This window comes from Sulfurimonas sp. (assembly GCF_029027405.1).
Lineage (GTDB): Bacteria > Campylobacterota > Campylobacteria > Campylobacterales > Sulfurimonadaceae > Sulfurimonas.
This window is the reverse complement of record NZ_CP093396.1, coordinates 263622-278559: the sequence shown is the minus strand read 5'-3', so window position 1 is coordinate 278559 and position 14938 is coordinate 263622. Positions and strand designations below refer to the sequence as shown.

16 protein-coding genes are annotated in these 14938 nt (G+C 30.2%); 15 read left to right on the top strand and 1 reads right to left on the bottom strand.

The features are described 5' to 3' along the window. Positions 1 to 586: 586 nt before the first annotated feature. The 11 genes from MOV42_RS01455 to MOV42_RS01405 all read left to right on the top strand — a co-directional run bounded on the left by MOV42_RS01455 (position 587) and on the right by MOV42_RS01405 (position 9896). Positions 587 to 1273 (top strand): hypothetical protein, encoded by a 687-nt coding sequence (locus MOV42_RS01455; RefSeq protein WP_324172044.1) that lies wholly within the window; start codon positions 587 to 589, stop codon positions 1271 to 1273. Between the two features lie 367 nt (positions 1274 to 1640). Then, complete coding sequence (locus tag MOV42_RS01450; RefSeq protein ID WP_324172043.1) at positions 1641 to 2006, top strand: L,D-transpeptidase; 366 nt, start codon at positions 1641 to 1643, stop codon at positions 2004 to 2006. 10 nt (positions 2007 to 2016) lie between these two features. Further along, positions 2017 to 2520 (top strand): hypothetical protein, encoded by a 504-nt coding sequence (locus MOV42_RS01445; protein ID WP_324172042.1) that lies wholly within the window; start codon positions 2017 to 2019, stop codon positions 2518 to 2520. Between the two features lie 99 nt (positions 2521 to 2619). After that, complete coding sequence (locus tag MOV42_RS01440) at positions 2620 to 3387, top strand: hypothetical protein (protein ID WP_324172041.1); 768 nt, start codon at positions 2620 to 2622, stop codon at positions 3385 to 3387. A gap of 414 nt (positions 3388 to 3801) precedes the next feature. Next, on the top strand, positions 3802 to 4251 hold the full coding sequence (locus MOV42_RS01435; RefSeq protein ID WP_324172040.1) for a hypothetical protein: 450 nt from the start codon (positions 3802 to 3804) through the stop codon (positions 4249 to 4251). 87 nt (positions 4252 to 4338) lie between these two features. Continuing rightward, positions 4339 to 5544, top strand: coding sequence for an SIR2 family protein (locus MOV42_RS01430; RefSeq protein WP_324172039.1), 1206 nt, complete (start codon positions 4339 to 4341; stop codon positions 5542 to 5544). Continuing rightward, positions 5541 to 7223, top strand: a complete 1683-nt coding sequence (locus tag MOV42_RS01425) for an ATP-binding protein (RefSeq protein WP_324172038.1) — start codon at positions 5541 to 5543, stop codon at positions 7221 to 7223. The genes MOV42_RS01430 and MOV42_RS01425 overlap by 4 nt, the downstream gene beginning before the upstream one ends. Before the next feature lie 240 nt (positions 7224 to 7463). Continuing rightward, positions 7464 to 8351 (top strand): hypothetical protein, encoded by an 888-nt coding sequence (locus tag MOV42_RS01420; protein WP_324172037.1) that lies wholly within the window; start codon positions 7464 to 7466, stop codon positions 8349 to 8351. A 73-nt stretch (positions 8352 to 8424) separates the two neighbouring features. Continuing rightward, on the top strand, positions 8425 to 8739 hold the full coding sequence (locus MOV42_RS01415; RefSeq protein WP_324172036.1) for an HNH endonuclease: 315 nt from the start codon (positions 8425 to 8427) through the stop codon (positions 8737 to 8739). A 235-nt stretch (positions 8740 to 8974) separates the two neighbouring features. After that, positions 8975 to 9457, top strand: coding sequence for a hypothetical protein (locus MOV42_RS01410; RefSeq protein ID WP_324172035.1), 483 nt, complete (start codon positions 8975 to 8977; stop codon positions 9455 to 9457). A gap of 169 nt (positions 9458 to 9626) precedes the next feature. Beyond that, the gene (locus MOV42_RS01405; protein WP_324172034.1) at positions 9627 to 9896 is read left to right on the top strand and encodes a hypothetical protein; all 270 of its coding nucleotides are present in this window, start codon (positions 9627 to 9629) and stop codon (positions 9894 to 9896) included. Between the two features lie 127 nt (positions 9897 to 10023). Here MOV42_RS01405 and MOV42_RS01400 read toward each other — a convergent pair whose 3' ends face one another. After that, positions 10024 to 11034 (bottom strand): IS5 family transposase, encoded by a 1011-nt coding sequence (locus MOV42_RS01400; protein WP_324172033.1) that lies wholly within the window; start codon positions 11032 to 11034, stop codon positions 10024 to 10026. 271 nt (positions 11035 to 11305) lie between these two features. Here MOV42_RS01400 and MOV42_RS01395 point away from each other — a divergent pair, with 271 nt between their 5' ends. The 4 genes from MOV42_RS01395 (at position 11306) to MOV42_RS01380 (ending at position 14816) form a co-directional block, all read left to right on the top strand. Next, positions 11306 to 11809, top strand: a complete 504-nt coding sequence (locus MOV42_RS01395; protein WP_324172032.1) for a hypothetical protein — start codon at positions 11306 to 11308, stop codon at positions 11807 to 11809. Between the two features lie 144 nt (positions 11810 to 11953). Continuing rightward, complete coding sequence (locus tag MOV42_RS01390; RefSeq protein ID WP_324172031.1) at positions 11954 to 12877, top strand: hypothetical protein; 924 nt, start codon at positions 11954 to 11956, stop codon at positions 12875 to 12877. 189 nt (positions 12878 to 13066) lie between these two features. Continuing rightward, positions 13067 to 14143, top strand: coding sequence for a DUF262 domain-containing protein (locus MOV42_RS01385; protein WP_324172030.1), 1077 nt, complete (start codon positions 13067 to 13069; stop codon positions 14141 to 14143). After that, positions 14133 to 14816, top strand: a complete 684-nt coding sequence (locus MOV42_RS01380) for an MAE_28990/MAE_18760 family HEPN-like nuclease (protein ID WP_324172029.1) — start codon at positions 14133 to 14135, stop codon at positions 14814 to 14816. The genes MOV42_RS01385 and MOV42_RS01380 overlap by 11 nt, the downstream gene beginning before the upstream one ends. Positions 14817 to 14938: the final 122 nt, after the last annotated feature.

Genomic DNA, 14938 nt, shown 5'->3' with positions numbered 1-14938 from the left:
GGTTGAACACCCACTGGTCATCTGTCGCACAGCGCCAGATAACAAGCGGGAGGAGCAAGCAACCATTGGAAAAACTAAAGTTTTACCAACGGCAGTTACTCACCCGCGCCCCCGTTATGTGTCTATCGTAAGCACCTTGCTTAGAGTTAGTTTTCATCAAAGAAAAACTAACTTTAAAGAGAGAGTTTACAAACTTAAACGCCAAGAAGAAAAAGAAAAGCCTTCTCGGTAAACGCCAACAAACTGACTAAACGCAGTAAGTGAAAAACCCTTACAAACGCAACGGACTTCCGTTGTAACTTTAAGGACATAAAGAACAAGACGACATAACAAAAACGAGGAGAGGAATAGGAAGCCAAGTGCGGCTTCCTATTCCTCACGATAGCCGTTATCCGCTCACTGCGTGACCGGATAACGGGGGCGCGGGTTGAACACCCACTGGTCATCTGTCGCACAGCGCCAGATAACAAGCGGGAGGAGCAAGCAACCATTGGAAAAACTAAAGTTTTACCAACGGCAGTTACTCACCCGCGCCCCCGTTAAGTGTACAGCATAAGCATTAAGAAAAAAATTACTTTAGGTAGAAATGAAAAATATACAATGGCAACCAATCTCAAATTCTTTAAAAGAAATTTATCAAGAACAAAATATATTACATCATTTTGAAGAAGATGAAATTTACCTCAAAAATGCTTTTGAGGTAACAGAAAAACTTTGGGATGAACAATTCAATAAAATTGATAAATTAAAAATCATAATGATTTCTGAATCACCACTATTTGGCGATATTCAAAGATATATTTATAACCCAAATACACCAGCAAGTGTATTTTTTCATTTTAAAGACTTAGAAGCTTTTTTGGAAGATGGTCAAACAATTAAAAAACCTAAACTTGTACAAGAACAAAAAAATATTATGTTTGAATGTTTTCATAAAAATGGCTTTATTACCTTAGATATATTTCCTCTTGCATTAAATCCAAAACATACTAAAATACATTATCGAAAGATGTCAAAAAAACTGTATCATCAACTTTTAAAAGTAACAGCCGAAGATTATTTAATGCCTAAATTGAAACTTTGTTTAGCTAAATCAAATGAACATACTCATTATGTTTACAGATACAAAAGACTATTTGATAAAACAGAGAATCATTTTGAAAATGTTTTAAATATCATTAGTTCAAAAGATACTAAATATAAAATTGATACTATTAACGGAACAAATATGTCATTAGATAGAAACAAACTAAGAGAACTACTGAAAGCTTAAACATTTCGCCGTTTACACACTTAACAAAACCTTGGAAGAAAAATAAGTTACCCAGCCGCGTTTTAGCAGTTTAAATTAAAATGAGATAAGATATGTTAAAGACAAAAAGACTTGATTAAAGGGTAGCTTATTTTTCAAGTCAACCGTTATCCGCTCACTGCGTGACCGGATAACGGGGGCGCGGGTTGAACACCCACTGGTCATCTGTCGCACAGCGCCAGATGACCAGTGGGAGGAGCAAGCAACCATTGGAAAAACTAAAGTTTTACCAACGGCAGTTACTCACCCGCGCCCCCGTTAGCTACTAGAGTACTTAAATATGAATAGTATTTAAGATAAAATAACAAATTAATTTAAAGGTTTTTAAATGGCAACAATGACATTTTCAAAAAGTACACATATCTTGAATTGGCCAGGGTTCGGAAGTTGGACGGCAGTAAGTGGTGGGTGGGGAGAGCCACTTCCTACAGGAATGTATACTGTAGAAAGACGTAAAGTCACAGGCTATACAAAATCAATAGGAAAAGGTTTTAGAGATGAAACAGGTAAAGGTTATTTTGTTCCTTTAACACCTCATTTTTCTACAATTAGAACAGGTATTGGAATACATCCTGATGGAAATGTCCCAGGAACTCAAGGTTGTATTGGGATCAAAAATAGTGCAAATACTTTTTATAATGCGATTGCCTCAACTTCTCCAAGTGCAAGAATTACATTGCAAGCCATAGATTAAGGATAAGAACATGTATAAACTTTTAGTAATTTTATCTATTTTCTTAACAGCTTGTCAATCTGTCACAACAAGCAGTCAAATTATTCATGTCTTTCAAAGATATCAAGAACTCAATACTCAGTTTCTTGAATCCATCAAAAGCAACAATAATGAAAAAAAAGTCAAAAGAGAACAAGTTGAAAACTATATGTATAAAGAGTATACTCAAGCATTGAACTTACTTGAAAAAGATTATTGTTCTAGTCCAAATGAGAAAGTATTAAATGAGTTTATATCAACATTGACTTCTACCTCAAACTCAGCTTACGAAAAACCTTCTTTTACTTTAGGAATTATATATATATGTCAGCCAAACTCAATAATTGAAAATGTAAAGGCTTTAAATGTAGTAAATAAAAAATATATAGTAAATACCTTAAGCTTCGGATTCAAAAATGCATCTTACAATAAAGAACATGAAATTAAAGACTATGCAGAACTGGCTTCAAAGCTAGATAAATTAAGAGTAAACTAACTTTTAAAGAGCTAACAAAAACGAGGAGACCAATAATTTTCCCCAGCGGGAAAATTATGGCTCACGACTGCCGTTATATCTAAAACAAAAGGAATTTAAGTGAAAAAATTACAATTAACTATACTAGTGTTAAGCATACTTGTACTTAATGGGTGTATAAATAAAAAAAATATAGTACAAAACAATAATAAAATAAAATATTATAAGTATCATCAAATTCGCATGCATAAAAATTTGATTTATGATAAAAAATTTAAATTATTAACAGGAACTATCATTCAAAATAAAGATTTGAGTTTTAAAGTCAAAGATGGCTTACTTATTAATACCAAAGATGATCAAATGGAAATTGATTTTTTAAACAAAGAAGTTGTTAAATACACTACTAATATGCCCAATGTCAAGACTTTAGGAAAATTAAACAATAAAAAATTAATCTATTATTATTCTGAAGATAAAAAGAGATTAACTACAACAACTTTGAAGTTTAAGAATGATGAAAAAATATATTATCTAAAATATAAAAATATTAAAAAAGATGAATTAGTAATTTATGAAAATAATAGTCTTACTTTTTTTAAATTAACTGATAAAGACAGTAAACATCCTATAGCAAGCGAACATCTTACAAATGTTTATCTTAATAGACATATTAAATATGTAAATGGTTTTCAAGAAGCATTTGGTATTAATACGATATATAATCAATTGGTAGAATCTATTAGATTTGAAATAAAAAATGATAAAACAAAAGTCACAGAAGAAGAGTGTAAAAAAATCTTAGGCTTAGAAACCTATAATAATTTAAATACAATATATAATGATAAATCATTTGCTATGAAAAAATGTAATAAAAAGCAAATATAACAAAATCTTGGAGAGAAATATGAAGCCAAAGCACGGCTTCATATTTCTCAAGACAGTCGTTATCCGCTCACTGCGTGACCGGATAACGGGGGCGCGGGTTGAACACCCACTGGTCATCTGTCGCACAGCACCAGATAACAAGCGGGAGGAGCAAGCAACCATTGGAAAAACTAAAGTTTTACCAACGGCAGTTACTCACCCGCGCCCCCGTTGTACGTTCCCGCGGAGCGGAAACGTACAACGGCGAAGCTGAGCCCTAAACGTGCCCCCAACCATTTGTCGTATTTCGCTACGCTACATACAACAAATGGCAGGAGTCACACATCAAAGTGTATCCCAGAAAATCGCAAGCGAATTTTCTGATATACTCATTAATGGAGCTCAGCTTCGCCGTTAGCTTCACAAGGCAAATATATGAAATTAAAAGAATATGATGAAAAACGTATAGAATTTATTTTTAAACGGATTGATATATTGCATAAATCAATTTTGAGAAAATTAACTATATTTACTATATTGATATTAAATATTTATTTTACAAAATTATGGGACTTATATAAATCCATGTTTGACAAAATAATACAATGGGTACAAGATTTACTTAGTAATCATATTCCACTATTTGATATGCTAAAAATCCCTGAAATAATATCATATACCCTATATGCAACCGAAATAGGCTTTGCTTTATTTATTGTATTAATTTGGATATATTTTGCTACATTTGAATTGTCGGATATAAAAAAATTAGAACAAGAATTAAAAAAATATGATTTGTATTATAATATTAAAATCGCTAACATTGAAAATGATACATTATTTAAAAAACTTGATAAAATAGTGAGTAAGTTATTAAAAAGCTAACAAAACAGAGTAGCCAATAAATTACCTAGCGGCAATTTATTGGCTATCTTCAACCGTTACCTAGCAAATAAGACTAAGGAATTAAAATTGAATAACAAAATATTTTTGAGTACAAAAAATAAAATTATAGAAATAAAAGAAGATGAATTACGAGTTAATAGTATTCTTTATAAAGAAAGACAAGAAGATAGTACAATCGAATATATGTTATCTGAGGATATAACTGAAGAGATATTAATAAACAAGGCTATTGAGTTAATTCACTATTATTATATAAAAGCTCTTGAAAAATTAGTATCTGCTGAAAGACTACTTGTTTTAACTGGTGCTGGTAGTTCTAAAGATGACGAATTATTTGGTGGTAAATTAATGACTGAACTTTGGGATCATATATATACACTTGTGAATCCAGACTTCAATTTTAACACTTTCTTAACTACTTTAGAAATTGATGAAGATGTAAAAGAAAAGAAAGATTTAGAAATAGTTTTATCTAAAGCAAAACTATACTTAGAGTTTAAAAGTGATAGTAGTATTAATTTTCATGTAGACACTATAGAAAAAGCAATTTTGCAACAATGTAATTTCTCACTTATAGATAAATCGATTCATTTAGATTTTATAAAAAAACTAACAAGCCGAAAGACAAAACAATCAAGACTAAAAATATTTACAACAAATTACGATAGAGCATTTGAAGAGGCTGGAGCAAAAGGTGGTTATGTAATCATCGATGGTTTTTCATTTACTCAGCCAAGAAAATTTAGTGGTAAATATTTTGATTATGACATTGTAGTTAGAGAAAATAGCCGTACTTCATCAACAGAAAATTTTGCTAGTAATGTATTCCATTTATATAAATTACATGGTTCTGTAAATTGGGAAAAAAGAGATACTGAAATAGTGCAAATTGACAACCCATCAAAAGCTATGATGATATATCCAAATAGTAATAAATATGAATCATCCTATGAACAGCCTTATTTTGAAATGATGAGTAGATTTCAAGCTGAACTTAGAAAAGGTGGTACAACGACTCTGATTAACATAGGGTTCAGTTTTGCAGACAAACATATCTTTACAATGATAAATGAAGCTTTAAATCAAAATCCAAGTTTAAATTTAGTGATAATAGAACCGTTTATAAAGCCAACTATAAATGAGAATTTTAAAAAACTTTTTGAATTATCAAAAAAAAGTAGTCAAGTATTAATTATTGGAGAATTTTTTAAAGATTTTGTAATAAATTTACCATCGAGCCAGTATTTGGATTTTAATGGAAATGAATCATGAATAAACATATATTTACAAATGATAAATTTGTAGGATATATATCAAAAGTCACCCCAAGTTATTCTAATATTCATTTTCCAACTCCTACCCTTTTAAAGAAATTTTGGCACTATGAAGATGAATTATCAGGTGGTATTGTTGGAAACTATATTGTAATTGAAGGTGAAAATTTTGGTTTTTTAGGAAAGCTACAAGAAGTTTCTTTGCCAGAAAAAGAACAAAACTTTTTAGGTGAACATGCCTTTTATGATTCTAGTTTTCATCCTCAAGGTAAAGTAGAATTATTATTATCATTTAACTACTATTCCAAAAAAATAGACAAGGGGCTAGGTAGATATCCTGCTGTTGGTTCAAAGGTATATTTATGTTCTGCTGATTTAATTAAAACATTATTTATAAGTAATGAAGCTAGTAATTCAGTATCCTTTGATATTGCAAAATTAACTAATAGTTTAGAAACTAGCTTACCTTTAAATCCTAATCAATTATTTGGACGACATTGTGCAATAGTAGGTACTACGGGAGGTGGTAAAAGTTATACAATATCAAGAATACTTGAAGAGTTTTTACGTCTCAATAAATCTAAAGCAATTTTAATTGATGCAACGGGTGAATATGAAAATTTTTATAATTTAGATAATGTAAAAACCGTAAAATTTGGTGCTCAGGATGAAGATACATTTTTCCACTATTCAAGACTTAGAAGTAGTGATTTAATAGCACTATTTAGACCAAGTGAAAATGCACAAAAACCAAAGCTTATCGAAGCTATTAAAAGTTTAAAACTTGTTAAACAATTACAGCTAAATGAAGGTTATGGAGAAAATATTTATGAAAAAGAAGATCAATCGAAAAGTGATTACTTTACTAGGTTTGGAAGATATAGGAGTATTATAGAAACTGATAAATGTGATTTTAATCTAGCAAATGTAACGCAACAAATTAATAAAGAATGTGTTAAACATGGAACTACTGCTAATTTTGGAGGAGCTGATGGAACTGCACTTGCGAATGTACGTTCTTTAATTAGTAGAATTGAACATTTAAGAGGGCAGCCAGAATTTCGAAATATATTTGGATTTAATAAGCAGTTAGAAGATGAGAATGAATTTAACCAAGAACTAGAAGATTTTTTAGATGAAGAACAAACAGAAAAAACATTATTTATTATATCCTTAAAGGATGCATCATTTGAAAAAGGATTACGAGAAATATTGACCAATGCAATTGGTAGTTATTTATTAGAAGAGGCTAGACAATATAAATTTAAAGAGAATCCGCTTGTTCTATTTGTTGATGAAGCACATCAATTTCTTAAAAAAACAATTTCAGATGATTTTTTACAAGATTTAGAACTTGATGCTTTTGATAAAATTGCCAAAGAGTGTAGAAAGCATGGATTATTTTTATGTATATCTACACAAACACCAAGAGATATACCAGTAGGCACATTAAGCCAAATGGGGACTTTTATAGTTCATAGGCTAATAAATGAAACTGATAGAAGTGTAATAGAAAAAGCATGTTCAGAGGGAAATAAAAGTTCATTAGCATATTTACCTACTTTACAATCAGGTGAAGCACTTTTAATAAGTATTGAAATGCCCATGCCAATCATTATTAAGATAAAAGAACCTAATATAAAGCCTACATCTTTAACACCAAAGTTATTTACATAAGTAGGTAACAAAACCTTGGAACTAATAAATTTTCTATGAAAATTTACAGTTCAAGTCAACCGTTATCCGCTCACTGCGTGACCGGATAACGGGGGCGCGGGTTGAACACCCACTGGTCATCTGTCGCACAGCGCCAGATAACAAGCGGGAGGAGCAAGCAACCATTGGAAAAACTAAAGTTTTACCAACGGCAGTTACTCACCCGCGCCCCCGTTATAGTACAAAAAAAGGATTTTCTAAATGAGTGAAACTTTAAAAAATATTTTGATTGCGTCAATTAGTGCACTTTTGGCATTTGCTGGCAGTTATTATATATATTCAGAACAATTAAAAATAAATAAACTTGATCTGCATAATGATTTTGATGCAAATTATTTTTCAAAGCCAAAATTTCCATCTGATGATATTATTTTAACAGTAAATAATATTGAAAAAGAGCAGTTAGGAATTTTAAAAATCTCTCTTATGAATTTTTCAGCAAAAAATTTCCCTGATATTCCTATCAAAATAAAAATTACACCAAAAAATATAAAAGACTTTAAAATTTTATCCTATTCCGCCGTAGGAGAAAAAGAATTTTATGATAATGTAAGTGAAACAAAAAAAATGTTTTTTGATGGAACATCATATTATTTTTCTTATATAGTATCCTCAATGAATCGAACAGAAAAGTCCAACTATGGATTGCAGTTGAGAGTACTATTTGAAGGTACAGAAGAACCAAAAGTAAGTATATCAGCTAAAGATGTTTCAATACGTAATTATGACGTTAGTAACAGCCCTTATCAAAAAAGTTTTAACTTTAAAGTCTCTATGTTTGGAATAGCTATTCTAGTTGGTTTCTTTATTATTCTTATGCTTCTTTTAGTTACCATTCTCGGACCAATTATATCTTTGATTACAAAAAAATCAGACAGACAAAACAGACAAAAATATGCACTAGAGATATTTGAAGCAATAAAGTCTGATTCACTGCAAGTTGGCACATCTGATGAACAAATAAGAGATTTTGTAGCTTCTATGCTATATAAACAACAACTCGAAAGATGGAATAAAAAAACAATTATTGGAAAGTGGAGTTTAGGTATGATTGTTCCTAATAAAGCTGACCACACAATAGAACTATAACAAAACATAGTAGCCTAGCGGCGACGTATCGGCTATATTCGACCGTTATGTGACAAAGGAAGTAATTTAAAAAATGGCAAATAATTGGAAAATTCCTGCTCCACTTGAACAGGAAATCAGAGAAAGAGATACAACATGTGTTTATTGTGATTGTGAATTTACACCAACAAAGGTTTCTAAAAAAACCGCTGCAAGTTGGGAACATATTATTAATGATGCTAAGATAATCACAAGAGAGAATATTGCTTTATGCTGTTGCGGTTGCAACGCAAGCAAAGGCCAAAAGCAACTTTCTACTTGGCTTCAAACAAAGTATTGTGCAGAACGAAACATTACTCCAGAGAATGTAGCTACTGTTATAAAAGAAGCTATTAAAAATGGACAGTAAGAAAAACACATAACAAGTACTAGGAGAGAAATACGAAGCCAAAGCGCGGCTTCATATTTCTCAAGACAGTCGTTATCCGCTCACTGCGTGACCGGATAACGGGGGCGCGGGTTGAACACCCACTGGTCATCTGTCGCACAGCGCCAGATAACAAGCGGGAGGAGCAAGCAACCATTGGAAAAACTAAAGTTTTACCAACGGCAGTTACTCACCCGCGCCCCCGTTAGGAGTCAAAATGAATTGGGTAAGAATAATAAGTGCAACAATAATTGCAGCTACAATAGGTTTTTTAATTCATTTGCTTTATGGACAAGGAATTGCAATTGAATATGTACAAAAAGCAGCAGAGAATGGGCTACTTAATGATGTAATCAAACAGCCATACCCAAACTGGATAATTATTACAGCATCTCTTACTGCGTTAATACCAGCATTTGGAAAAGTTTTCGTTTATATCTTGATACAAGATAAATTACCGAGTAAAAACAAAATAATAAAAGGTATGATTTTTGGAGTATTGTTATTATTTGTTGGTGATGATTTATTACGAATGCCTATAATGGGAATTGTAACGGGTAACCCATTTGATGTTGTATTTGTTCAAAGTTTAGAAAAATGGATTATTTATCCTATCATGGGAATTGTTATTGCTATATTAGTTCCAGATAAACTTTTTAGTAGAACTCCTAACAAAATACAGGAAGAAGAACAAGTGTAATGAGCGAAAATTTCGAGCTTTTATGTGTCGAATAGATAGAATCTAAAGACAGAAGTATCAAGCCATTTCGCCCACTTGTCCTTCAGTTAAGCCGTTATAAATATAGGAGAATGAGATTAAGACAACTATAATGATTACATTGATATTGTTTTTTCAAGGCTGTACAATTATGCAGTATGAAACAAAAGATAACCTTAATAACCAAGAGACAGTTATAAACAATAAGGTATGTAATATTACTTATTTTATGAGTATAGATGCTGAACGACGTCAGAGAACAACAGGAACAAATAAAGTTCCTGAATGGACTGATGAGGCAAAAATTAAATACTTAACTAGTGCAAATAAAGTATTTAACAATAATGGTTGTACTGCTAAATACGAAGAAGATGTAGAAAAGGCAAACTTTATAATTGAACCCTCTGAACAAGCCAGATGATTCTTCTTTATACTAATATTCTATCATTTTAAAAATTCTCTTTCAATTTTGAAGTGAGTTTCTGTCTTGTTTTTCTATATTTCTACTATTTATTAGCATGTTAGAACCTTATTTTGTTCCTTTTGTATCAGTTCCTAGCCCTTACCAGTGCAGGTGTCCGTCTCAGATTATAACAAGCAGCCAACATAAAAAAGTGTTGTTGATTTTTCTCTATTCCCCGATATCTGGTTTTTCTGAAGTTCATATGTTGTTTTATAAATGCGAATGGTAATTCCACGAGACATCTTATCTTTGAGAATCTTGTATTATTTCTTGATTGTTTAGGTCTTAGTTTCGATTGACCTCTTACTCGTCTTTCAACTATACCAGCAAAAATACCTTTTGCTCTTAGTGCCACTTTTCTTGCCTTTTGCATATAGCCACTATCTGCGAATATTGCTTTATTTTCATCTTCTGTCAGCTTATCAAACTGTGTACTATCGTGTGTTGATGCAGTTGTAGCTATTACTTTTTTGATGATACCGTTTGTATCAGTTGCTATATGCATCTTTAATCCATGATGTTTACGACCTCTTTTTGAAGTATAGGTTGCATCAGAATCATGGGCTTTATTTGAAATAACTTTACCCTTGTCATCTTTTTTTCTCTTTGGTTCGCTTGAGTGGATGAGAGTAGCGTCTATAAGAGTTCCCTCATTGAGTATAAGTCTTTTAGATTCCATCATCTTTTTTACTTCTTCAAATATATCACCAAGTATCTCTTCTTTGATAAGCTTGTTTCTAAATTTACAAATAGTTGTTTCATCTGGAATAGTATCTTCATCTCTTATATCAAGAAACTTTCTGAAGCTTATACGGTCATGTATAAGCTCTTCTACAGTTTCTGGTAAGGAAACTGTCACACGTGTCATTGGATCTGACAATCCATACCAATTCTGCAAGAAGAGTGAGCCTACTAATATCTTTGCAATGATAGATGGTCTTCCTGTCTTACCTTTGTTAGGTTTATATACATTTTTCTCTATAAGTATTTTCTCAATTGCTTCAAATGGAATAATCTCTTTCATCTCATTTAGAAACTTCATACTCTTCTTACCACCTTGGTATTTCATGGCATGGTCAAAAAAACTTAGTTGCATATTTATCCCTCAAACTTGGCTTCTTAGTATATTTATTTTAGCTAATTATTGGTTTGAAGGAGGTTAAGTTAAATTGCTTGATTGTTCAGAGGGTTCAATTAGCATATAAGCATATGTTAAATTTAAGACCTCGTCCATTTCTACCAGAAGTTAAAACACCGTATAATATTTTGTTAGCCTGTATACAATTTTTATCGATGAGTAAGGGCTATCATTTGAGTTACATAACAAAACGCAGGAGCCAATATTTGACCCAAGGGCGGGTCAAATATTGCTCTCCTTAAACGTTATCCGCTCACTGCGTGACCGGATAACGGGGGCGCGGGTTGAACACCCACTGGTCATCTGTCGCACAGCACCAGATAACAAGCGGGAGGAGCAAGCAACCATTGGAAAAACTAAAGTTTTACCAACGGCAGTTACTCACCCGCGCCCCCGTTATATGACAAAACAAACAAGGAAAAAAATGAAAAATGAAAAAAAAATACTATTGTTAATCAGTGTCTCTCTTTTTATTATAAATCTTTTAGTGCTAGTTTCTTTGTCCAATTCAAATTCTTTTATAATTTATGGAATTATTTTCATTACTCTTTTATTTCTTGTAACAGAGCCTTTTTTAATTGCTAGTATTATTGGTGCTTTATTAAAATACAATGATAAAGAGCAAAAACATCCATGGAAAAATTTACTTAGGCGGGTGTTTAAAATTTTTTGCATAATTATATTTATATCATTTATTCCAACTATTGTATCGTATGCTTTACACTTCATATAACAAATCGTAGCAACAAAAATATGTTACCCTAGCCAATTTTTAGCTTTGTTTATCAAAGAAATTTAGCTATCATTGTAGAACTTAAAAGACTACAAAGACAGGTAACATATTTTTGTACTCGACCGTTGTATTGAAGGAAATATTATGAAAATAGAACAAGCTTATTGTACAGATATAAATGAAATTGTAAATACTGAAGATGCCTATGATTTTTATTGGGCAGGAATAATAAAAGATAAAAAAAACTTTGAATGTCCTTCAAGTAACTGCGAAGCATCAATTACTTGTGCAAATATATATAAATTACGTCAAGATATGAAGGTTGATCCTTACTTTAAAGTAACAAGTAAACATAATCCAGAATGTGATCTACTTAAAGAAATAAATATCAAAAAATATCAAATAGAAAATATAGAAGAAATAAAAAAACCAAGAAATAAAAAAGATGAAGAACTTGCAGATATATTTATATTTAGTAGACCAAAAAATCATATCGAAAAAAAAGAAATTTCACCTACTCAAAATAATCAATTTTCTATTGTTGAAAAACGTAAAGTTAAAACATCCAAATCAAATACAATTAACTCCCAAGCTTCTCAATTTTACACAATAAGGTCTTTTGTATCAAAGTATGATAAATATAAAAAACAAAATTTACTAGATAAAAGATTTATAAATATAAAAAATAATAAGATTCCATACTCAGAAATGTTTGTTGAAATTTCAAATCAGAATATTGAATCATTATCAAAATATCCAAGAATTTATTTTGCTAAAGTATTTATTAATAAATTTAAAAATGAAGACTATAATGCTAATTTTACATCAACTTTTATACTGAAAGATAAAAAAATTAGACCAAAAGTATATTTATCACAAAAATTAATTAATAATTCTTTCACAAATGATTTAATGAAAAATAAAATAGAAGATTTAAGTACAAAAAATTATCCAGAAGTATGGGCATTTATATATGCTACTCCTCAAGTTAAAATTATTGATGAAAAAGAATATATTAATTTTAATATTTTTAATTTAGATTATTTAGATTTTAGAAATGAAATTTGAGATGTAGTTATCTAGAAAAATACAACAAAACAGAGTAGCCAATAAATTACCTAGCGGAAATTTATCGGCTATCTTCAACCGTTGTACACATAATATACTAACAACAAAGAATTAAATATTTGAGTAGATTAAGAGAGAAAAAATTAATATTATTTTATAATAAAATATATTTAAAAAAGAAGGATTATGATGTTAGAATTAGTAGCAATTGTTGATAAAAAAATAGAAAAAGTAAGAACAAAAAGCTTAGATATTTCATTTAATGAATTATTAGATATGTATGAAAATGACGAATTAATCATATCTCCAGATTATCAAAGATTATTTAGATGGAGCGTAGATAAACAGTCTCGTTTTATAGAAACACTCATCTTAGAGCTACCGTTACCCCCAATTTTTGTTATTGAAATTGAAGAAGGAAAATATGAATTAATTGATGGACTGCAGCGAGTATCATCTTATTTACACTTTCGTGGAGTATTAAAGAATAGAGGTACATTAACACTAGCTGATTGTGATATTATTCCTGAATTAAATGGTAACACATATGAGATGTTTCCAAAAGCCTTACAAATCAAATTAAAAAGAAATTTTATTCGTGTTGAAGTATTAAGAAAAGAAAGTGATATTGATTTAAGATATCATATGTTTAAACGATTAAATAGCGGAGGGGAAGTATTATCAGAGCAAGAAGTCAGAAATTGTACTATTAGAATACTAAACCCTGAAATAAATAATTTCATAATAAATATGAGCCAAAATGCTGATTATAAAAATACTATTTCTAAAGTAACTGAAGATGAAATTGAGAAGAAAAAAGATGAGGAACTAGTCTTAAGATTTCTAACATTAAAAAATAATCTTGAAAACTATTTTCATCCTTTTGATGAATATTTAACAAAGTACATGGAAGATATAGCTAAAGAGTCTATTCCTTTCAATTATAAAAAAGAAAAAGAAAATTTTGAAAAAACATTTATGATTGTAAACAAAGTGCTTAATTCAAATATTTTTTCAACTAAAAGAATGAGCGGAAAATATCAGAGTAACTTTGTGTTGTATTACTATGATGGTCTTATATTAGGTATACAAAACTACATTGATAAAATAATTACCCACGACAACTACAGCTCTTTAATAAGCCTTTTTGAAGAAATCAAGGATAGTGACACACTGTATAAAGCAAGAACGGGAAGTAAAAGTAATATTAAAATTAGAATAAGACTTGTTGAAGAAAAATTAAAAAACTTTTTTGATGACAATTGATGAATTACGCGAAGAGATGGAAACAGAGTTAACTTGGAGAAGTGACGAACTTCGTATGTTAAAAAATAATTTAGCTTCTATCTCTAAAGATTATGATAAAAACAAATATAGAAAATCATTAATAGTAATGCTTTATTCACATTTTGAAGGTTTTACTAAAATATGTTTCTTAATATATGTAAAATATATAAATGAACAAAAAATAAAAAGAAAACATATAAAGAATAAACCTGAATTAATTGCATCTAGCATGAATGACATTTTTAAATCATATGAAAATCAAGATAAAAAAAATAAAAATTTCAAAAGACAGATACCTGAAGAAAAAGCTATACATGCAATATATAGGAGAGCAGATTTAATTCAACAATTTGAAAATTATTATGATGAAATTATTTATATTAAAGATGATGTAATTTCTACAGAATCAAACTTATGGGCAAGTGTAATGTCAAAGAATTTTTATAAACTTGGAATTAAACACGATACATTTAAAAAATCACATAAAGCGATTGATCGTTTAGTGAATTTACGAAATTCAATAGCTCATGGTTCTGAAAAAGCTGGAATCAGTGAAAAAATATTTAATGAATTAGAAAAAATTGTTCTTAAAGGTATTATGGAAAACTTAATATTGTTATTTGAAAGAGAAGCAAGAATGTTAAAATGCTAAACAGGTAAGTAGAATTCTAAACACTTATGTATAACAAAAACGAGGAGACTAATAATTTATCCTAGCGGAAAAATTATCGCTCACGACAAACGTTATCCGCTCACTGCGTGACCGGATAACGG

Bases quoted from the DNA above. Each gene is read 5' to 3' on its own strand.
- MOV42_RS01455 (WP_324172044.1), top strand. From the start codon at position 587: ATGAAAAATATACAATGGCAACCAATCTCAAATTCTTTAAAAGAAATT.
- MOV42_RS01450 (WP_324172043.1), top strand. From the start codon at position 1,641: ATGGCAACAATGACATTTTCAAAAAGTACACATATCTTGAATTGGCCA.
- MOV42_RS01445 (WP_324172042.1), top strand. From the start codon at position 2,017: ATGTATAAACTTTTAGTAATTTTATCTATTTTCTTAACAGCTTGTCAA.
- MOV42_RS01435 (WP_324172040.1), top strand. From the start codon at position 3,802: ATGAAATTAAAAGAATATGATGAAAAACGTATAGAATTTATTTTTAAA.
- MOV42_RS01425 (WP_324172038.1), top strand. From the start codon at position 5,541: ATGAATAAACATATATTTACAAATGATAAATTTGTAGGATATATATCA.
- MOV42_RS01420 (WP_324172037.1), top strand. From the start codon at position 7,464: ATGAGTGAAACTTTAAAAAATATTTTGATTGCGTCAATTAGTGCACTT.
- MOV42_RS01415 (WP_324172036.1), top strand. From the start codon at position 8,425: ATGGCAAATAATTGGAAAATTCCTGCTCCACTTGAACAGGAAATCAGA.
- MOV42_RS01410 (WP_324172035.1), top strand. From the start codon at position 8,975: ATGAATTGGGTAAGAATAATAAGTGCAACAATAATTGCAGCTACAATA.
- MOV42_RS01405 (WP_324172034.1), top strand. From the start codon at position 9,627: ATGCAGTATGAAACAAAAGATAACCTTAATAACCAAGAGACAGTTATA.
- MOV42_RS01400 (WP_324172033.1), bottom strand. From the start codon at position 11,034: ATGCAACTAAGTTTTTTTGACCATGCCATGAAATACCAAGGTGGTAAG.
- MOV42_RS01390 (WP_324172031.1), top strand. From the start codon at position 11,954: ATGAAAATAGAACAAGCTTATTGTACAGATATAAATGAAATTGTAAAT.
- MOV42_RS01385 (WP_324172030.1), top strand. From the start codon at position 13,067: ATGTTAGAATTAGTAGCAATTGTTGATAAAAAAATAGAAAAAGTAAGA.
- MOV42_RS01380 (WP_324172029.1), top strand. From the start codon at position 14,133: ATGACAATTGATGAATTACGCGAAGAGATGGAAACAGAGTTAACTTGG.